This is a genomic window from Frankia sp. AgB32 (assembly GCF_023243045.1).
GTDB lineage: Bacteria > Actinomycetota > Actinomycetes > Frankiales > Frankiaceae > Frankia.
This window is the reverse complement of record NZ_JALKFX010000010.1, coordinates 23,316-42,804: the sequence shown is the minus strand read 5'-3', so window position 1 is coordinate 42,804 and position 19,489 is coordinate 23,316. Positions and strand designations below refer to the sequence as shown.

Below are 19,489 nucleotides of genomic sequence, written 5' to 3'. Positions count from 1 at the left end.
ACTCTCGGCCGTCGCCCCGCGCCGCGTTCGCGCCCACGCTGGCGAGCCCCTAGGCGGAGCCGGGATGTGCTCGGGCCGCAGCCGTCGAGCCCGCCGGCGACGGACCGACGGGCACCTCGACTGCCGGACCGTCCGGGCACGGCTCCTGGTCCTCGATGGCGGTGAGGGGGGCGGCGATGTCCTCCAGCGAGCGGCCGGCCGCGTCCACGCCGAACATCAGCTCGGCGACCCCGCCGACGGCCATCACCACGGCCCCGACAAGGAAACCAACCATCACCGGCCCGGTGCGACCGGTGTCGATGAGATGGCCGAACAGCAGCGGTCCGGCGATGCCACCGACCCCGGTGCCCACCGCGTAGAAGAACGCGATCGCCAGCGCCCGGGTCTCCATCGGGAAGATCTCGCTGACCGTCAGATAGGCGGCGCTCGCGCCCGCCGAGGCGAAGAAGAACGTCACCGCGACGACCGCCAGGAACGTCCACGCGGTCAGCGCGCCGGCCTGGAACAGCACCGCGAGCACCACGCCGAACGCCGCCGCCGCCAGGTAGGTTCCCGCGATCATCGGCTGGCGGCCGAGCGTGTCGAACAGCCGGCCGAGGACCAGCGGGCCGGCGCAGTTGCCCAGCGCGTAGACGACCAGGAACACCGGCACCGTCGCCGAACTCACCCCGTAGAACGTCGTCAGGATCGTGCCCAGGTCGAAGGTGAACGCGTTGTAGAGAAACGCCTGGCCGATGAAGAGGGCAAGGCCGAGCACCGCGCGGCGCGGGTAGGTGCGAAACGCCGTGGACGCGATCGTCCGCAGCGGGATCACCGAGCGCTGCCGGATGGTGATCCGGGTTGCCGGTTCCGCCAGCCGCTCGCCGCTCTGCGCCTGGACCTCGGCCTCGATGCCGCCGACGATCTCCTCGGCGTCGTCCGCCCGGCCGTGGATGAACAGCCACCGCGGGCTCTCCGGCACGTGCCGGCGCACGACCAGGATGACCAGCCCGAGCAGCGCGCCGAGGCCGAACGCGAGCCGCCAGCCGACGTCGGCGGCGAAGTGTTCGGACAGCAGGAACACGGTCAGCCCGGAGCCGGCGGCCGAGCCCAGCCAGTAGGAGCCGTTGATGAGCAGGTCGACCCGGCCCCGCACCCGCGCCGGAATCAGCTCGTCCACGGCCGAGTTGATCGCCGCATATTCGCCGCCTATTCCGGCGCCGGTGAAGAAGCGGGTCAGGAAGAAGAACCACGGGGTCAAGGAGAACGCGGTGGCCGTCGTCGCCGCGATGTAGACGCCGAGGGTGAGCAGGAACAGTCTCTTCCGGCCGAAACGGTCGGTGAGCTGGCCGAAGAAAAGTGCCCCGAGGCAGCTGCCGAGAACGTAGATGGCGGCGGCGGTGCCAATGTCGCCGGAGGACAGCGAAATGCCGCTGTCGTCCTCGGTGAGGCGCGAGCCGACCGCGCCGACCATCGTCACCTCGAGGCCGTCGAGAATCCACACCGTGCCGAGGCCGATGACTACCATCCAGTGGAACCGGGCCCAGGGGAGCCGGTCGAGCCGCGCCGGAATCGCCGTGCGAACGAGGCCGCCCGTGCCGGCGGAACTCCCCGTGCCGTCGTTGACCCGCATGCCACCTCCTCGATCGAGGTCGCCGTGGCCAGCGGTCCCGCGGCCGCCTGCCGCGCGTGGTCGTTGCCCCGGCTGTTGACGTTGACCACGCCTCTGTGCCCGATTTCCGGGTCCATACCCCTGCCCCCGCACTGGCGGTCCGCCGCCGGTCAGGAATGATCGCCGGCTGGGCCGGCCGCCGTGGCGACCCCGGCACAGCGACCGGTCGGCAGCGCAGCGGGCCCTGCCGCGCGGGCACACCGGACACCGAGCCCCGCAGAGCAACCCACCACAAGCGCGCCCGGTCCCTCCCAGAGCAGCTCACCGCGACCTTTGAGTCCCCGGCCGGCAGCGGACGGCAGGGAACCAGCCGCGACGGTCGCGGGCCAACCGAACGCCGAGCCCCAGCGGCCAGCTGGAAGCGCGCCCGGTCGGCAAATCCGGACACCGGTCCCTCCGAAGCGACCAGTCGGCAGCGTGGCCGGCCCCTCCACGGAACCCGACCGGCCAACCAGGCCACAGCACACACAGACACGACTCACCCACCAGCAAGATCACCCGGATGCGGGCTAGCCCGATCGGACGTCAGGTGGGTCACTGCCGGCTACCAGTAGGTGGTGCTGGGTCAGGTGCCGCTTCCTGGGATGGCGGGGGCACACGCACCGACGGCGCGGCGCCGGGGGCCCGCACGAGGGGCGAGGGCATCGCTCGGCCTGCTGGGCGCCGCCGTCGCCGCACGTTAGGTTCATCGCTGCGCGTCCATTCATGTTCACTGCACGTCATCATCGGCGTGCCCGCCCGGAAGACGGCCCCGATCGATGCTGCCCGCCCGCCCGTCCGCCTCGCGGCCCGACGCTCGCGTCCGCGCCACCGCCGCGGCGGCCGGTCTCGTCGCCGCCACCCTGGTCGCCGTCGCCGGCTGCGGCGACGCCACGACCGGACCGTTGCGCTCGACGGCGCGATCGGCGACCCTGGCGGCGACGGCACCCTCGGCGTCGCCCGCGGGCGAGGTCGGGCCCGGGCCGACCGCCGCCGCGCCGATCGCCCACGGCGACGAGAGCAGCGCAACCGGCATGGCGGGCATGGCGGGCGGCGGTGCTGCCGCGGCGGATCAGCTCGACCTCACCGGTGACGGCCTGAGCGCCGAGTCCGACGGCCTGCGCCTCGTCGTGGCCCCGACGACCCTCACCGCGAACCGGCCGAGCGCCGCCCACCTCCAGGTGCGCGGCGACGACAACCAGCCGATCACCAGGTTCGTCACCGTTCAGGACGAGCCGATGCACCTGTATCTGATCAGATCCGACCTGACCGGTTTCCAGCATCTGCACCCGACCATGGCCGCCGACGGCACCTGGACGGTCGGTCTGCCCGCCACCCCGGCCGGCTTCTACCGCGCCTACGCCTCGTTCACGACGACGGTGCAGGGCCGCGACACCCCGATGGTGCTCAGCCAGCCGATCACCGTGCCCGGCGCCGCGGCCGCGGTCCCGCTGCCGGCGCCGTCGACCACGACCACGGCGGACGGCTACACCCTGACCGTCGCCACCCCCCGGGGCCCGCTCGCCGCGGGAACGGCCAGCCCGTTCACCGTGACCGTGACCCGGGGCGGCCGGCTGGTGACCGACCTGCGGCCGTACCTGTCCAGCCTGGCCCATGTCAGCGCCTTCCACGAGCGCGACCTCGCCTTCGCCCACCTGCACCCGGCCGACGCGACGACCACCGGTGCCGGCGGGCCGACGCTCACGTTCACCGCCGACCTGCCGCGGCCGGGTGCGTGGCGGGCGTTCGTCCAGTTCCGCACCGACACCGGCCTGCACACCGCCGCGATCACCCTCACCGCCCGCGGAGCCGCCCGCCTGTCAGGATGAGGGCGGTCTGGTCGGGCCCCTGGCACGGGAGGACGCAATGGGCGCAGGAGGGTTCTCCGGTGCTGGCCGGCGCGGCGGGCGCGGGCACCGGCCGATGGGCGGCGCCGGCGGGGCGAGTCGCACGGCGGTGCTCGTCTGCCAGGGACGGGCGGTCGCGCACGGACGCCTCGCGCCCGGCCGGTTCGACGACCCGACGGCGCTCGCGCTGCTGCGCCCCGACGAACGGGCGGTCGTCGAGGAGGTCCGTGTCGGCGTGCTGCCGACAGGAGTCGGGCCGCGGCTGACGTTCGAGATGGTGCGCTCCTGCGGCGACGTGATGGCCCCCCGAACCATCACGATCGACGATGCCCTCCGCGACGCGCTTCGCCCGACCCCACCGGGCGCCGGGCCCGTCCCCCAGGTCGTGATCCTCGGAGCCGGCCTGGACGGCCGGATCTGGCGGATGCCCGAACTGGCCGGCACCCCGGTGTTCGAGGTCGACCATCCGGCCTCGCAGCGCGACAAGCGCGAACGCGCCGAGGTCCTGCCCGCGGCGGCGACCGCGTCCTCGTTGACGTTGTTGTCGTCGCCGACGTACGTGCCGGTCGACTTCAGCCGGGACGACCTCGATGCCGCGCTCGCCGCCGCCGGGCACCGCCGTGCCGCGCCGACCGTCTGGATCTGGGAGGGTGTCGTGCCCTACCTCACCCGCGGCCAGGTGCTCGGCACGCTCGGTGTCGTCGGGCGGCGTTCCGCGCCCGGCAGCCGGCTGGTGGTGCATTACCACCCGCCGACGGCGGGTTTCGCCCTCGGCCGGCTCGCGGCCGGTATCCTCGGCCGGCTCAGTGGCCGGGAGAACCCGATGGCCCGGGAACCGAACCGGTCGGCGTGGACGCCGCGGGCGATGCGGCGGGCCGTGGGCGCGCACGGGTTCACCGTCGTCCGCGACGACACGATGCTCACCCTTGCCCGCCGCTTCGCGACCCCGGCCCGCCACCGCCAGTCCCTGCGCGGCAGCCGCGTCCTCGTAGCCGATCACGGTTAGCGGTCGGCCGGACCGGGCGTCCGCGCGTCAGGACGCTCAGAGTCGACTGCGCAGGAGCTGCTTGCCCTGCTCGGCGCCCTTGCGGCTGTCGGACTGCGCGCGGCGGAACAGGTCGGTCAGCTCGTGGTCGCCGTCGCGCTCGGCGTCGGCGATGTAGGAGTCCAACCGCAGGGCGTTGTCCAGGCAGCTCTCGGTGTACCAGAGCAGGTCGTACTGGGTGTCCTTCGTTCCGGTGCTCGAGCCGCTGCGCGCTGTCGTGGTCATGGTGGCGTCCTCTCCGCAGTTCGGTGACGTGATTCCTCCGGTGATCCGCCCGGCCGGGAGTCCGCACCGGCGGGCGGGGCGCCGCCAGCCGGGTGGCCCGTGGGCGCCACCGCGTGCCGGGTGGCGTCGTCCAGGTTCGGGGCCGTCGGCCGTCGTCGCTGATGGTGCTTATCCCCTTACGAAGGGCTTCTATTCCTCGGAATGGACGAACTCGGCCCCCCGTGATCGACGCGGCGGTACTCTGCTGCCCGCGCAGGCGTGGATCAACAGCCGGCTGGTGAAGCGGGCATCGCGGATCGGGAGGTGCGGTGGACGCGGGCATCGCCGCCGCCCTCATCTCGTCGCTGGCCGGCGTCGTCGTGTCGGTCGGCGCCTCGGTGTGGACGCACCGGCAGGGCGTCGAGCTGGAACAGGTCCGCTACGAGCTGGAACGCTCCACCCGCGACAGCGAGAAACGCTCCGCCGCCAAGGCTGAACTCGACCGGTACCGCGAGCCACTGCTCGTCGCCGCCTTCGACCTCGGCGCCCGCATCCACAACATCCGCAAGAAGGGGTTCCTCGCCTATCTGAAATCCACGCCGCGGCGCCGGCGGCTCGCGACCCTCGGCACCCTGTTCTGCGTCGCCCGGTACTTCGGCACCCTGGAGATCCTCTACTCGCGGCTGGCGCTGCTGCGCTTCGAGAGCGCCGCCGACACCCGGCTCGTCGCCGCGCTGCTCGCCGACATCGGCCGCGAGTTCGCCAGCGACCTGTACGACCGGGTCGACACGTTCCACTCGTCGCGGTTCATGCTCTGGCGGGAGGAGCAGCGGGCGATCGGCGAACTGATGCGCGGCCCCGACGGCCTGGCCGAACAGTGCGCCGGTTTCGCCTACTTCGACACCCGCTACGACGAGATCTTCGCCGCCTGGTTCGGCGGTTTCGCCACCGCGCTGGAATCCGGGGCAGCGCCGGGCAGCGAGCGCCTCGCCCGCCTGCAGACGCTGCTCGCACTGCTCGTCACCCAGCTCGACGAGGAAGGCGCCTACACCCTCGTCGTCGACGGCGAGACCGTCGCCCCCGACTGGGTGACGGCCGAGGGCCTCGCCTGACCTGATCCGCCGGACGGTGCTCGTCGCGGCGCCGGGGCCGCCGACTGTCGGCTACGGTCGTAGGCGGACACACCCACCGGTTTCGGGGCTCGACGCTCCGCCCAGACCAGGCCAGGCCAGGCCAGGCCGGGCGTCGCCGGGGCCGCCGACCCCACGCCTGAGGACGTCGGTTGATGAAGTACTCCCTGCTCGACATCGCCCTCGTGGCCGAGGGTGAGCAGCCGGGCGCCGCGCTGCACGGCGCCGTCCCGCTCGCCCGGGCCGCGGCGCGCTCCGGCTACCACCGGGTCTGGTACGCCGAGCACCACAACATGCCGCGGATCGCCTCGGCGGCGACCAGCGTCCTGATCGCCCACGTCGCCGCGAACACCGAGGGCATCCGCCTGGGCGCCGGGGGAGTGATGCTGCCGAACCACTCCCCGCTGCTCATCGCCGAGCAGTTCGGCACCCTCGCCGCACTGCACCCGGACCGCATCGACCTCGGCCTCGGCCGGGCGCCCGGCTCCGACCAGAACACGATGCTGGCCCTGCGCCGCGGCCCCGAATCCGCCGACGCGTTCCCCCGCGACGTCCTCGAACTGCAGGGCTACCTCAGCGGCCGCACCCGCATCCCCGGGGTGCGGGCGACACCGGGTGACGGGTCGAACGTGCCGCTGTACATCCTCGGCTCGTCGCTGTTCGGCGCCCAGCTCGCCGCCGCCCTCGGCCTGCCCTACGCCTTCGCCTCCCACTTCGCCCCCGCCGCCCTGCACGCCGCCGTGCGGACGTACCGGTCGGAGTTCCGCCCGTCCGAGGGTCAGCCGGAGCCCTATCTGATCGTCGCCGCCGGTCTCGCCGCCGCGCCGACGCCGGAGGAGGCCGCCGAGCAGCACCGGGCGGCGCTGCGCGGCCGGGCGCGGATGTTCCTCGCCCGCGGCGCGACCCTCACTGACGAGGACGTCGACGCCCTGCTCGACACCCCGGCCGGCAGCCAGATCCGCGACATGATGCGCTACACCGCCGTCGGCACCCCCGAGCAGGTGCACGCCTACCTCGCCGACCTGGCCGAGCAGACCGGCGCCGACGAACTGATGCTCGCCCCCGCCGCCCCCGCCCGCGCCGATCGCCTGCGCGCCGTCGAACTCGTCACCGCTCCGACGACTGTCAGCGCGAGCTGAGCCGCGTCGCACATCCGACCTGGCGGCGCAGGGGCGGGAGACCCGCCTCGCGCCGGTTCGGTGGCCCAGAACCTGCTACGCGCCACATTGCGTCCAGCGACCACTCGGCAGCGCAGTCGGCCCCTCCACGGAACCCGACCTGCTCACCAGGCCACAACCCACAAAGAGACGACTCACCTACCAGCAAGATCGCCCGGACACTGCCCTGCGCCCCGCGCCACAAGTTCTGGGTGCTGGTTCTTCCTTGTTTGTGGTGTCAGCGGGTGGCGTGATCGTGGTGAGGTAGGTCGAGAGGGAGGCGAGGATCTCGTCGGCGGTTCTGGTCCAGGCGAAGGGCCGGGGGTTCCGGTTCCAGGTGTGGATCCAGACGCGGATATCGGCTTCGAGGGCGTGGACGGAGGTGTGGACGCCGCGGCGGACGAGTTCGTCGGCGAGCCGGCCGAACCAGCGTTCGACCTGGTGGAGCCAGGCGGAGCCGGTCGGGGCGACGTGGACGTGGAAGCGGGGGTGGCGTTCCAGCCAGGTCCTGATCTCGGCGGTGTTGTAGGTGGAGTTGTTCTCGCAGACCAGGTGGACGTCGAGGCCCGTCGGCACGGTCCTGTCGATGCGGGTCAGGAAGCGGCGGAACTCGATGGCGCGGTGGCGGCGGTGAAGCTCGCCGACAACGGCGCCGTCGGCGATGTTGTCGGCGGCGAACAGCCTCGTGATGGCGCGGAACAGGTAGTCGTGGGTGCGTCGTTCGGGCATTCCCGGCATCATCGGGACCACCGGCTGGGAGCGGTCGAGGGCCTGGGCCAGGCTCTCCTCCTCGACGCAGAGCACGACCGCCTTCTCTGGCGGGTTGTGGTAAAGGCCGACGACGTCGACGACCTTCGCGACGAACCGCGGATCGGTGGTCAGCGTGACGCTGTCCCGCAGGTGGGGTTTGAGATCCAGCCGTTTCCAGATCCGCCCGATCGTCGAGGGCGACAGGCCGGTCCGTTTCGCCATCGAGGTCCGTGACCACTGCGTGTCCGCGCCCGGAGCGGATTCCAGGGTCGCGGCGATCACGTCCTTGACCTGGTCGAGTGGAACCGACGGCGGCCGGCCTGCCCGCGGCTCGTCGAACAGCCCGTCAAGACGACGCTCGGTGAACCGGGTCCGCCAGCGCAGCACCGTCGACTCGTTCACCCCGAGCTCGCCCGCGACCCCCCGATCAGTCCCGCCTTCGGCGCAGCGCAGAACGATCCGTGCCCGCAACGCCAGGAACTGGGCGGTTTTCGCCCGGCGCGCCCACCGTTCCAACTGGACCCGCTCCGCCTCGGCGAGCACAAGCTCGGTGGCCTTCGACCGGCCGGACGGCGCGGCGTCGCTCAACCCGGCAAGCCGCCGGGCCGCGAAACCCCGCCGCCACCGCCCCACCGTCCGCAACGACACCCCGACCGCCGCGGCCACCTCCACGTTCGACAGGCCCTCCGCCGCCGCCAGCACGATCCGCGCCCGATCGCCCGCCCGCCGGTCCACACCCCCGGCCCGCCGAACCAGCTCCACGCGCTCATCCTCGGACAGCACGATCTCGACAGCAGCCGGACCAGAACCCGCCATACAAACAAGGTAATACCTACCCCTTCCACTTATGGCGCGGGAAACCAGTGTCCGCCTAACGACGATGACCGCTGTGGTGCCAGGTCGGCCTGGCCGTCGAGTCTGTTCCTCCCGACTGCATTCGTTCCGCCGTATCATGCCCGCACCAGCATGTTTTCGCCCGGAGGGCTCGAGGCGCACCACGATCTGCTGGAAAGCAACTCCTCCGGGGTCGCGTAACCGCCTCGCATGGCATTTCGGATCATCTACGCATGTCGGGCTCCCTGGGAAGGACGACATCACGCCATCGACGCCCCGCCCCTGGCCGGTGAGCAGCGGTTTTAGGAACTGGGGAGCATGCCCTGGCACGAACATGAGGCTGGAAGGGTGTCGGGATCACGACTCGGGACGCTCGTTCTCCGAAGCCTCTTGACATCCTCAGGCACGAGCATGCTCTACTAATAGAGCGCCCAGCCTGCGTGGCGGGTGAAGCGGCCCAGCTGTAGGACTGGGAGACGAGCTTGGAACTCCGTTATGGCATCAATTCACCTCGACTATCTTGTCGACAGTCCATCAAGGACCGCACATTGAGAAGTCATCACGCGGCCGGGCCGACCTGCTCGGCAACAAACCCGGCGAGATCCCGGTGACTGAATCGGCCACCGGTGGACGGCATCGGAACACCGCGTTCATGGTCCGGGAATCAGCCGCGAACTACCGGCGGGCCATCCAGAGCAACCTGATGCAGGTCAGCATCCGCGGGCGGAACAACAAGCGGGTCGTTCTGCCGGACGACCGCGAGGTCGTCGAATTCGTCAACTGTTCCTATCTCGGGCTCGATCTGCATCCAAGCGTCATAGCCGCGTCGAAGGGGGTCGACCCGCAATGGGGGGCGAACTTCTGCTGTGCGCGCTCCCGGTTCTCCATCGAGCCACAGCGCCAGCTCGAGGAGGAGCTCTCCGAGCTGTACGGCGGGCGGGTCGTCACCTTTCCATCCACCAGCGCCGCGCACATCTCGATAATGCCGCTGCTGGCGAGCGGAATTCTCTTTGACGAGGTCAGTCCTCCGAAGGTGACGTTCATCTTCGACCAGTTCGCCCACTCGTCGATGCAGTTCCTGAAGCCGGTACTGGCTACCGAAGCCACCGTCACGACCGTGCCGCACAACTCTCTGGACGCGCTCCGGATCGAAGTCGAACAGGCAAAGCGGAGAGGCGAGGTTCCGGTCTACGTCGCTGATGGAATCTATTCCATGGGTGGCCTGTGCCCCGTGGCCGAGCTCATGGCGCTCGCCGTCGAGCTCGACTTCTATCTCTACATCGACGACGCCCATGGACTGACGATCTTCGGCGACCGGGGTGAGGGACTGGTTCTCAGTCAGGTCGCCGGGACACCCGAGCGGCTCATCCTCACCTTCTCGCTCTCCAAGGGATTCGGCGCGTACGGGGGCGGACTGCTCGTCGCGAACGAGCGCATGGAGCGACTGGTCCGCTCGTACGGCCAGATCTACTCCTTCTCGGCCGCGCAGACCTTCCAGGCCGTGAACGCGTGCCGCGCGGTCGTTCGGCTACACCATGACGACGTCCTCCCGGAACTACGCCGGGATCTTCGCGCGCGGGTGGCCCTGTTTGACGAGCTGATGGGAGATCCTCGACCTTTCAGCCCTATCCGTATGGTCCAGATCGGGAACGAGGAGGAGGCGATCTCTGCCGGTGAGCGGCTTCTCGATGAAGGCTACTTCGTCTCCGTGGTCTTCTTTCCGATTGTCCGACGTAACGTCGCCCAGCTGCGTCTGTGTATCGCGGCGAACCATTCAGTCGAGGACATCGTGGGTATTGTCGACGCGCTCGGCGCGGTAGGCGCGCGGCCGGTAGCGGCAGAGGGGTTGCATTGAACCGCCAGGAAAGACACGTAGTGATCGGCGCGGGTGTCGCGGGCTGTCTCGCCGCGATCATGCGCGCCCGCGCCGGGTACGAGGTAGTCCTTATCGAGCGGGAGTTCTCCTCCGCCGCGGATGTCTATCCAGTGTGTACGCAGACCAGCAACATAGTAAGCGAGAACCACAGCGGCGCGGAATATCCGTTCGACCCCCAGAGCGCGCGGGACTGTCTTGACGGGCGCATAGCCAACGAGATGTTCTTCCCGAAGCTCATATATGGCGGAAAGACCTACAGTCGAATCATCGCGTCCCAAACGATGATGAACGACGGCCATGACATAGTCGGACAATGTCGTGCCAACATGGATGTCCTCAGGTCGCACTACGCTCGGCGCTGTGCCGAGGACGAGTCGGCGGCGGTTTTTGGGGACCCGTCCACCGTCTGCCGCGAGCTGGAGCAGGTGGACGGCGTCAACGACGTCGCGCGGGCGTTTCTCACGCCGCAGCGTGGACTGAACCCCGTCCTTGTCTCGACGGTTCTCGAGTGGGAGCTGCGAACCAGCGGGGTGGACTTTCGCGAGGGTTGTCAGGTGACAGCCCTCGACCGACGGTCGGATGGTCGCTACCGCGTCGCGTACACGGACCGGCACGGCCGCCAGGAGATCCTGGACGCGGACCAGATCAGCCTGTGCTCGGCCACGTCGGCTTTCGGGATGGCGAAGTCACTCAATTCGAAGATTGACTTTCCTGACATCTACATGGCGCTTCGCGAAGTGCTCTATGTGGATCTGCCGGACGGCACGGAAAAGAACTTCACCTGTCTGAAGCTGGAGGATTCGTACGGAGGCATGTTCAGCCCGATCAGCCCGGATGTCGCGATGATCTACCACCCACCGTCCGCGCATATTATGAACGCACGGATGAACCCTGTTTCCGGCGCCCCGCCGGATGGATATCTGGAGTACCTTTCAGGGGGTCATCCCGAGGCTCCGGGTCGCGCCGTCTGGGCCTTGCATCAGCTGCGACGGTACTATCCCGAGCTACGGCGTTCCAGCATCCTGGGTAGCTACCTCAAAATTGCGGTCAACACCGTCTCGGACTCTCGGGTGCGCCGTAACATCGGCGTCTTCTCGGTGCTGCCTGGTGTTACGATGACCGTGCTGCCGAAATGGACGATGTGCGTGGAGAACGCGCGCGAGGAACTCCGGCGCGCGCTGGAGTGGTCGGTGGCGGCCGGCAATGTCGAGCGTGACCAGATATCCGAACTGAACGCCCGCGCCGGCAAGCCGGCATGGAGCGCACCGCCCGCCTGGGCCGGGAATCCGGCGCAACTCGTCGCGCGTGCCACCAGTCATACGGTCAACATGCAGGTGCCGCCGTTGCTGGCGGACGCGTTCACGCAGGCGTCCGAGGGCATCGAGAACAGGAAGTATGGTTTGGGGTAGTTGGCGCCTCTGTAGACTCCGAGTAATACCGAGACAGCAGCTGAATATCCTAGACCTGGATGGAATGATGGCACCCAGAACAATCTTGGTTACTGGCGCCGGCACGGGAATCGGGGCGGCGACGGCGAGGCGGGTGGCTGCCGGGAACAGCTTGATCCTGCACTGTAACAATTCCAAGGACGAGGCACTGGAGTTGCAGGAGGAACTCCGCCAGCAGTGCGTGGACGTGATAGTCGTCAGTGCGGATCTGATGACCGAGACCGGCTGTCGCGCTCTCGTGGAGGAGGTGCGCGGCCGGTTCTCCGCCCTGGATGCACTGGTAAATAATGCCGGTGGGATGATCGAACGGCGGTCGGTGGCCGAGCTCACCTGGGAACACCTGGCGGACTCGTTCGCCCTGAACACCCTCTCGGCCATGCGGGTCACGGCTCTTTGTGTTGAGCTTCTCCGTGGCGGGAACAATCCCTGCGTCGTGAATGTGACCTCCATCGCGATGCGGCATGGGGCGCCGTCGGCGACAGCCTACGGCGCGGCGAAGGCCGCGCTCGACAGCTTCACCCGTGGAGCTGCGAACGAGCTGGCGCCGGATATCCGCGTCAACGCGGTGGCGCCGGGAATGATCGATACCAGTTTCCACGACCGAGTTACTCCGGCGGAGAAGATGGCGAAGTTCGTCGAAAACACGCCGCTGAAGCGGGTCGGAACGGTTCAGGAGATCGCGCGAGTGGTCGAGTTTCTGCTCGACAACGAGTTCATCACCGGCGAGACCATCGACTGTAACGGTGGGCTGTCAATGCGCTGAGACGGCTGCCGGATCCGAGGTTTCCATCTCAGCACTGATGACGTGACCTGGACGCTTCCAGGTCACTCTCCTGAGTGCTAGGATTCGCCATGTGACCTCTGTTTCAAGATCGTCTGGATTTCCTGACCATCGGCCCCGCCGGCTGCGCGCCACGCCAGGTGTGAGGCGGCTGGTAGCTGAGACCCGCCTGCATCCAGCCGAGCTGATCCTGCCCGTCTTCGTGCGGGAGGGAATTAGCGAGCCGCTCGCGCTCACCACGATGCCAGGTGTCGTCCAGCACACTCGAGACAGTCTCCGTAAGGCAGCTGTAGAAGCTGTCGAGGCCCGTGTCGGCGGAATCATGCTGTTCGGTATCCCGGCGGTCAAGGACGCGATGGGCAGCGAGGGAACAAATCCGGACGGAATCCTTCAGAAGGCTATCCGTGACGTGGTCTCCGAGGTCGGCGACCAGCTCGTGGTGATGTCGGACCTGTGCCTTGATGAATATACCGACCACGGGCACTGCGGAGTACTCGCCGCAGATGGTTCGGTGGATAATGATGCGACCCTCGGGCGTTACGCGGAGATGGCCGTGGTCCAGGCCGAGGCGGGCGTCCACATGGTCGGGCCGTCCGGAATGATGGACGGTCAGGTTGCGGCTGCCCGTACCGCGCTCGATGCGGCCGGTTACCACAACACTGCGATTATTGCCTATGCGGCGAAGTACGCGTCGGGCTTTTACGGGCCATTCCGTGAGGCCGTGAACTCCTCGCTCACTGGTGACCGCAGAACATATCAGGTGGATACTGCAAACGGTCGCGAGGCGTTGCGTGAACTTGACCTGGACGTGGCTGAGGGCGCCGACATCGTGCTGGTCAAGCCAGCGATGTCCTACCTCGACGTTGTGCGGCGGGTGGCGGATGTTTCTCCGGTTCCGGTCGGCGCCTATCAGATCTCCGGGGAGTACGCAATGGTAGAGGCTGCGGCCGAGAAGGGCTGGGTGGACCGGGAGCGGGTGATCGACGAGACCTTGTTGTCGATCAAGCGTGCGGGCGCCTCGCTTATCCTGACCTACTGGGCGGTCGAGGCGGCCCAGCGGCTCGTCGCTGGCTGACCTTGGCGTAGGCACACGCCGCCTCGGACGGGGCAGGTCGGGTGACGCGGGCCGCGGAGCCGAACTGCTCGGCTCGGACCCCGGGAGGGGTCCGGGCCGCCGGGGGTCTGGCTACCGGTTGTCGATGGTCCGGTAGTCAGGCTGCTTCGGAGTGTCGCTGGTCCTGGTCCTGGTCCTGGTCCTGGAGCTGGAGCCTGGGGCCGCTGAAGCCAGCTTCTCCACGGCGGTGCTGAGTACGTCGTCTCGTTTGCAGAAGGCGAACCGGGCCAGCCACCGAGGGGCCGACTCCGCGTTCTGGTAGAAGGCTGAGACTGGTATCGCGACCACACCAGCCTGCCTGGGCAGCTCCTGGCAGAACTGAAGGTCGTCATCGTAGCCCCAACCCCGCACATCTGCCTGGAGGAAGTACCCGCCCTCCGCCCGGAAGGTCTTCAGCCCTGCCCTCTCCAGACCGTCGCGCAGAATGTCTCGCCGCCGCTGCAGCGAGCTCCGCAGGCCGTCGAGCCATGGGTCTCGGGTCTCCGGGGACAGCAAGGCAGCCGCGACGGCGACCTGAAACGGAGTTCCCGAGCTGAAGCTGAGGAACTGCTTCGCGGCCAACAGCGGGCCGACCAGATGGGCCGGTCCGCAGGCCCAGCCAACCTTCCATCCGGTGACATTGAAGGTTTTGCCCGCGGAGGATATTGCCACTGTCCGTTCCATCATGCCCGGCAGCGCCGCTATCGATTGATGCTCGCGACCGTCGTAGGTGAGGTATTCATAGACTTCGTCGGTGACGACAATCAGGTCATGGCTCAGGCAGATGTCCGCGACCGCGGCGATCTCCGCGGTGGTGAAGACCTTGCCCGTGGGATTGTGCGGCGTGTTGAGTATCAGCAGGCGGGACCGCGCTGATCTGGCTGCCCTTCGCAGTGCGGCGACGTCGAGAGCGAATCCGTCCCCGTCCTGCCGCAGTGGGACGGCAACCAGCTGGGCGCCCGCGAGGCTGGCTACCGCGGGATAGGAGTCGTAACAGGGATCGAAGGTGATGATCTGATCGCCGGGCCCACAGAATGCGAGAACGGCGGCGGCGATCGCTTCAGTAGCCCCTGTCGTCACCACGACTTCGTCTGACGGCTGGTATGAGGTCAGATAGCGGGAGAACCGCTGCTGCGCGATGGCGTCGCGCAGCCGCGGCAGCCCGGACGCAGGCGCGTACTGGTTCTCCCCGGTACTGATGGCATCTGTCGCGTACCTGAGCAGGTTCACCGGAGACGCCGCCTCCGGGATTCCCTGCCCGAGGTTGATGGCTCCGGTACGCATGGCGAGACTCGTCATCTCGCTGAATACTGAGTTGGTGAACCCGCGAACGCGTTCGGCGGGGCGCCAGGTGGGCGTTGTGTCCATGACACCTTCCTTGCGGTACCGGCCAGCGTTGTCAGGTCAGACCCCTGCGGGGATCCGCTCGCTCTCACGTGGAGGCGGTCCAGGCGCGCCCGCTGCCAGCGGAGTACGTGTCCCATTGCCGAACCAGGCCCGGAAGTGTCCGACGCGCTTTACTGCGATGATGACATCGTAGCGCGCTCAGGTGACCCACCTTGAAGACAGCGGATCTCAGGGCCGAACATCCGGTCGGCGACCGGAGCCACCGGCGCCTCAGCCGGAGTCGCATCGGGTTGGGGGTACTTCAGCCGTCGCTCAGCCCGCCGGTCCGGCGAACCGAGACAGTCGTTCCGCACGCGCGACGAGGCGCTGTTCCGCGCCCGCGGCTACCGGTGCGGCTCAGGGTCTGCGGGGTGGCTGAACGGTTCGCTGCGGTTGGTGAAGAAGGTGTCGATGTGGCGGCGGGGTGTAGGCGCGCCCGGACGGCCGGCGGGATACCCGATGGCGAGCAGTGCCTGGGGGTGGCCGGTGACACCGGCGGCGCGGGCCAGTTCGCGGCGGGTGTCCTCGGCGTCGACGGGCTGGTTGAGGAGCATGGCGCCGAGGCCCAGGCGCGTCGTCACCAGCAGGATCGTCGCCAGGGCGCGGCCCGCGGCCAGCCAGTCGCCCGGTCCGTCGCCCGCCGTGGACAGGATGAGCAGGTCCGGCGCGGGCGTTCCCTCGGCCGTGCCCGGGGGGTGCTGCCCCGGCGAATGATCGAACCCGGGCAGCGGGTGGTGGTCGGACGATGGGCGGGGGTCCGCCTGACGATCGGGCCGATACCGGTTGGGAAAGGTGCGGGCGCCCGTGTCCGCCGGCGCCGGCATGACGCCGTCGGCACGGTGGTCCGGGTGGTCGTGGAGCCATTCGTGTAGTTCCCACCGACAGGCCGGATCCGCGCGCTCGGTGGCGTCCGATACGTCGATCAGATGCGCCACGGCGCGCCGTGGCTGCGGGCCCAGGACCGGCGACGCGACGGCGCTCTCGGTCGCGGCGATGCCGGCCAGGCAGCAGAGCAGCGACGCCGGCACCCGGCGGGCAGCGAAGGAACCCCGGACCATCCGGCGTGCGCCGATCGCCGAGAACAGCTCCCGGGCGCGTGTCACCCCGCAGGCCGCGAGCGGGGTCCGGGTGTCCAGGCGGACCAGTGGGCCGCCCGGCCGGTCGTCGGGGAACAGCTGAGGCTGCGGATCGCGGCCCGCCGCGCGCATCCCCACCACGGACAGCGCGAGGGCCGCGCCGCAGGACATCGACAGCTGTCGCCCGACGGGATCCAGCACGGGAAGGTGCCGGGTCCAGTCGGCTCGCAGATCGAGATGCCGGCCGTCCCAGTCGAACAACCACGGCTGGGAGTTGTGCACCGAGGGCGCCCTCCCGGCGGCCCGCACCACCCGGCGGACCTCCGCGGTGGTCATGGGCCGGATCGCTGCCGTGCTCCTGAAACAGGAAGTGGTCATAACGTGGTCCTCCGCCCTCGGATGACTCCGAACCTGCCCGAGAACGCGAGCGGGTGGCATCGGTCGGACGTCGCGTCTTCACGGCCGAAGTGCCATGGCGGCGGTCCGATGGTCCCGGATCGGACATTCTGATCAGACACGATGGTCGGACATCGTGATCACCGGGGCCCGGGCCAATCTCGGGATGAGTGTGCCCCGCCTGAGGACCGCGCGTTAGTCTCTGCGGCATGTCGACGATCACGGTGTTCATCCTCGACGATCATGAGATCGTCCGGAACGGGCTGCGGCAGACGCTGGAGCGGCACGAGGACATCGAGGTCGTGGGTGAGGCGGGGCTCGCGGCGGAGGCGCTGCGGCGCATCCCGGCGCTGCGACCGGCGGTGGCGGTGCTCGACGGACGGCTGCCCGACGGCAGCGGGATCGACGTGTGCCGCGAGATCCGTGCGCAGCTCCCGGAGACCGCCTGCCTGATCCTCACCTCCTACGACGACGACGAGGCGCTCTTCTCCGCGATCATGGCCGGGGCAGCCGGGTACGTGCTGAAGGAGATCCGGGGTAACGACCTGGTCGGCGCGATCCGGTCGGTGGCTCGCGGGGAGTCGCTGCTGTCGCCGTCAGTGACCAGTCGGGTGCTGAGCCGGCTGCGGGAGGGGCCGACGGAGGACCCGGTACTCGCCTCGCTCAACCCGCGGGAGCGGGAGGTCCTCGGCCTGATCGCCGAGGGGCTGACGAACCGGCAGATCGCCGGGCGGGTTCACCTCTCGGAGAAGACCGTCAAGAACTACGTGTCCAGCATCCTCGAGAAGCTCGGCCTGACCAGCCGCACCCAGGCCGCCGTCATCGCCTACAAGCACCTCGGCGGCGACCACTCCGCGTAGGCCAGACGGTCAGTAGGGCCAGACGGTCAGTAGGGCCAGACGGTCAGAAGGCCCAGACGGCCACAGCCGCGACGATGCTGGCCGCGTCGCGCGGTCCGGCGGTCAAAACGGCACTGCCCAGCGCAGCTGGGTGCCGCCGCCCGGCAGCGAGGTGAGCAGGAAGGTCCCACCGAGCGACTCCGCGCGGGTCCGCAGGTTGTCCACGCCGCTGCGCCGGGACGACCCGCCGAGTCCGACTCCGTCGTCTGCGACCTCGACGATGAGTTCATCGTCGGCGATGCCCACCGAGACCTCGGCAGCGCCGGCGCGGGCGTGGCGGGCGACGTTGGACAGCGCTTCCCGGACGACGGCGCACAGGTGGTCGGCGAGCGCGTCGTCGACCACGGCGTCGACCGGGCCGGCGAAGCGCACGGTCGGGGTGAAGCCGAGGCCCGGGCGGGCATCCCGCACGATCTTGCCGATGACATCGCGGACCCGGCCGCGGGCGGCGGCCGGGCCGGGCCGCAGCTCGAAGATCGTCCGACGGATGTCCTTGATGGTCGCGTCGATGTCCTCGACGTAGCCGCCGAGCCGGTCAGCGTTGGCCGGGCTTTCGTACTGGGCCAGGTCCTGCAGGCCCAGTGCCACCGCGAAGATCCGTTGGATGACGTGGTCGTGCAGGTCCCGGGCGATACGACCGCGATCCTCGGCCACCAGCAGCCGCTCCCGCTCGGACCGCGCCCGGGCGAGTTCCAGGGCGACGGCGACGTGCCCGGCGCACGTCGCCGCCATCTCCAGGTCGAACTCGGTGAACGCGGGCATGCCACGGTCCCGGCCGAGCAGCACCACCGCGGGCCGCTCGGCCCGCGACGCCCGGTCACCGGTCAACGGCAGCACGAGCAGGGATGCCGTGCGCTCGGTGCGTTCCAGGGTGGTCGCGTCCAGTTGGGGGTTGTCCACGAGGATCGGCCGTCGCTCCGCCACGGCGCGGCCGACCAGGCTGACGTCGAGGTTGATGCGGGCGTCGGCCGGGACGGGCGGGTCCGTGCCGAGTGCCACCGCGATGCGGCCCACGCCGCCGCCGTCGGGATCGGCGAGGATCACCGCGGCGTACTGCGCCGTCGCCGCCGCGCGCAGCCGGCCGGCGATGATCTCCAGCGGATCGTCCGTCCCGGTCGCGAGCAGGCGGGTCAGTTCGGCGGTGGTGCTCATCCACTGGTGCCGCTGCTGGGACTCCTGGAACAGCCGGGCGTTCTCGATCGCCACGCCGGCCTGCGCGGCCAGAGCCAGGACCAGCTCCTCGTCCTCGGCGGTGAACGGCGTGCCGTCGCGGCGGTCGGTCAGGTAGAGGTTGCCGAACACCTCGCCCCGCACGAGGACCGGAACCCCGAGGAACGTCCGCATCGACGGATGCCCGGGCGGGAAGCCGACCGCGTCCGGATCGCGCGCGATGTCGTCGACGCGCCGGGGCCGCGGATCGTTGATCAGCGCTCCGAGCAGGCCATGCCCGGTGGGCAGATGGCCGATGCGCTCCTGGGCGTCCGGGTCCATGCCGACGAGGATGAACTCCTCCAGCGTCCGGTCCGGCGCGATCACCCCCACTGCCCCGTACCGGGCGTTGAGCAGCTCGCAGGCCGCCTCCACGATGAGCCGCAGCAGCACCGGCAGCCGCAGGTCCGTCGTGATCATTCGGGTGGCGGTCAGCAGGCCCCGTAGCCGGCCCTGCGTCGACAGCACGTCCTGGGCCCGCTCGACCAGCTGGGAGAGCAGTTCGTCCAGTTCGAGCCGGGCCACCGCGGGGAAGGTCAGGCCGGCCTCGGGGCCTGGGCCGACCGAGCCGGCGTCCGGGTTGAGTCCGCCACCCGGGCCGGACACGAAGGTGGAGGCACCGCCACGGACGGTGTCACTGCTGCGCTCGCTCACCGGCACCTCATGCCTGCGTCGGGATGCCCGCGTCGGGATGCGCGCGTCGGGTCATCACGGCCAGGGAGAGGATA

15 protein-coding genes are annotated in these 19,489 nt (G+C 69.6%); 9 read left to right on the top strand and 6 right to left on the bottom strand.

Annotated features, from left to right (window positions below):
• Positions 1–49 precede the first annotated feature (49 nt).
• Positions 50–1,612, bottom strand: coding sequence for an MFS transporter (locus MXD60_RS05060; RefSeq protein ID WP_248817782.1), 1,563 nt, complete (start codon positions 1,610–1,612; stop codon positions 50–52).
• Positions 1,613–2,409: 797 nt separating this feature from the next.
• On the opposite strand from MXD60_RS05060, the gene MXD60_RS05055 reads away from it, so the two are divergent.
• Both MXD60_RS05055 and MXD60_RS05050 read left to right on the top strand, forming a co-directional pair.
• A complete protein-coding gene (locus MXD60_RS05055) occupies positions 2,410–3,459 on the top strand; it encodes a DUF8832 domain-containing protein (protein ID WP_248817781.1) in 1,050 nt (349 codons plus the stop codon).
• 37 nt (positions 3,460–3,496) lie between these two features.
• Positions 3,497–4,483, top strand: a complete 987-nt coding sequence (locus MXD60_RS05050; protein ID WP_248817780.1) for a class I SAM-dependent methyltransferase — start codon at positions 3,497–3,499, stop codon at positions 4,481–4,483.
• A 36-nt stretch (positions 4,484–4,519) separates the two neighbouring features.
• Here the strand turns inward: MXD60_RS05050 and MXD60_RS05045 are convergent, their stop codons facing one another.
• Positions 4,520–4,747, bottom strand: a complete 228-nt coding sequence (locus tag MXD60_RS05045) for a hypothetical protein (protein WP_248817779.1) — start codon at positions 4,745–4,747, stop codon at positions 4,520–4,522.
• 308 nt (positions 4,748–5,055) lie between these two features.
• On the opposite strand from MXD60_RS05045, the gene MXD60_RS05040 reads away from it, so the two are divergent.
• Complete coding sequence (locus MXD60_RS05040; RefSeq protein WP_248817778.1) at positions 5,056–5,838, top strand: hypothetical protein; 783 nt, start codon at positions 5,056–5,058, stop codon at positions 5,836–5,838.
• A gap of 173 nt (positions 5,839–6,011) precedes the next feature.
• On the top strand, positions 6,012–6,995 hold the full coding sequence (locus MXD60_RS05035) for an LLM class flavin-dependent oxidoreductase (RefSeq protein WP_248817777.1): 984 nt from the start codon (positions 6,012–6,014) through the stop codon (positions 6,993–6,995).
• Positions 6,996–7,172: 177 nt separating this feature from the next.
• Here MXD60_RS05035 and MXD60_RS05030 read toward each other — a convergent pair whose 3' ends face one another.
• The gene (locus MXD60_RS05030; RefSeq protein WP_248817776.1) at positions 7,173–8,525 is read right to left on the bottom strand and encodes an IS630 family transposase; all 1,353 of its coding nucleotides are present in this window, start codon (positions 8,523–8,525) and stop codon (positions 7,173–7,175) included.
• Positions 8,526–9,204: 679 nt separating this feature from the next.
• Between MXD60_RS05030 and MXD60_RS05025 the strand changes: the two genes are divergently transcribed.
• From MXD60_RS05025 to hemB, 4 genes are all read left to right on the top strand, one after another.
• Complete coding sequence (locus MXD60_RS05025; protein WP_248817775.1) at positions 9,205–10,452, top strand: aminotransferase class I/II-fold pyridoxal phosphate-dependent enzyme; 1,248 nt, start codon at positions 9,205–9,207, stop codon at positions 10,450–10,452.
• Between the two features lie 20 nt (positions 10,453–10,472).
• On the top strand, positions 10,473–11,882 hold the full coding sequence (locus MXD60_RS05020) for an FAD-dependent oxidoreductase (RefSeq protein WP_248817774.1): 1,410 nt from the start codon (positions 10,473–10,475) through the stop codon (positions 11,880–11,882).
• Positions 11,869–12,684 (top strand): SDR family NAD(P)-dependent oxidoreductase, encoded by an 816-nt coding sequence (locus tag MXD60_RS05015; RefSeq protein ID WP_308222373.1) that lies wholly within the window; start codon positions 11,869–11,871, stop codon positions 12,682–12,684. The genes MXD60_RS05020 and MXD60_RS05015 overlap by 14 nt, the downstream gene beginning before the upstream one ends.
• A 91-nt stretch (positions 12,685–12,775) precedes the next feature.
• The gene (gene hemB, locus MXD60_RS05010; protein ID WP_248817772.1) at positions 12,776–13,777 is read left to right on the top strand and encodes a porphobilinogen synthase; all 1,002 of its coding nucleotides are present in this window, start codon (positions 12,776–12,778) and stop codon (positions 13,775–13,777) included.
• Between the two features lie 111 nt (positions 13,778–13,888).
• Here the strand turns inward: hemB and MXD60_RS05005 are convergent, their stop codons facing one another.
• Complete coding sequence (locus tag MXD60_RS05005; protein WP_248817771.1) at positions 13,889–15,163, bottom strand: aminotransferase class I/II-fold pyridoxal phosphate-dependent enzyme; 1,275 nt, start codon at positions 15,161–15,163, stop codon at positions 13,889–13,891.
• A 362-nt stretch (positions 15,164–15,525) separates the two neighbouring features.
• Positions 15,526–16,593 (bottom strand): Acg family FMN-binding oxidoreductase, encoded by a 1,068-nt coding sequence (locus MXD60_RS05000; protein ID WP_248817770.1) that lies wholly within the window; start codon positions 16,591–16,593, stop codon positions 15,526–15,528.
• A gap of 269 nt (positions 16,594–16,862) precedes the next feature.
• Between MXD60_RS05000 and MXD60_RS04995 the strand changes: the two genes are divergently transcribed.
• Positions 16,863–17,513, top strand: coding sequence for a response regulator (locus tag MXD60_RS04995; protein ID WP_248817769.1), 651 nt, complete (start codon positions 16,863–16,865; stop codon positions 17,511–17,513).
• Between the two features lie 102 nt (positions 17,514–17,615).
• Here MXD60_RS04995 and MXD60_RS04990 read toward each other — a convergent pair whose 3' ends face one another.
• The gene (locus MXD60_RS04990; protein WP_368861179.1) at positions 17,616–19,415 is read right to left on the bottom strand and encodes a sensor histidine kinase; all 1,800 of its coding nucleotides are present in this window, start codon (positions 19,413–19,415) and stop codon (positions 17,616–17,618) included.
• Positions 19,416–19,489 lie beyond the last annotated feature (74 nt).

Bases quoted from the DNA above. Each gene is read 5' to 3' on its own strand.
- MXD60_RS05060 (WP_248817782.1), bottom strand. From the start codon at position 1,612: ATGCGGGTCAACGACGGCACGGGGAGTTCCGCCGGCACGGGCGGCCTC.
- MXD60_RS05055 (WP_248817781.1), top strand. From the start codon at position 2,410: ATGCTGCCCGCCCGCCCGTCCGCCTCGCGGCCCGACGCTCGCGTCCGC.
- MXD60_RS05050 (WP_248817780.1), top strand. From the start codon at position 3,497: ATGGGCGCAGGAGGGTTCTCCGGTGCTGGCCGGCGCGGCGGGCGCGGG.
- MXD60_RS05045 (WP_248817779.1), bottom strand. From the start codon at position 4,747: ATGACCACGACAGCGCGCAGCGGCTCGAGCACCGGAACGAAGGACACC.
- MXD60_RS05035 (WP_248817777.1), top strand. From the start codon at position 6,012: ATGAAGTACTCCCTGCTCGACATCGCCCTCGTGGCCGAGGGTGAGCAG.
- MXD60_RS05015 (WP_308222373.1), top strand. From the start codon at position 11,869: ATGGTTTGGGGTAGTTGGCGCCTCTGTAGACTCCGAGTAATACCGAGA.
- MXD60_RS05005 (WP_248817771.1), bottom strand. From the start codon at position 15,163: ATGGACACAACGCCCACCTGGCGCCCCGCCGAACGCGTTCGCGGGTTC.
- MXD60_RS05000 (WP_248817770.1), bottom strand. From the start codon at position 16,593: ATGACCACCGCGGAGGTCCGCCGGGTGGTGCGGGCCGCCGGGAGGGCG.
- MXD60_RS04995 (WP_248817769.1), top strand. From the start codon at position 16,863: ATGTCGACGATCACGGTGTTCATCCTCGACGATCATGAGATCGTCCGG.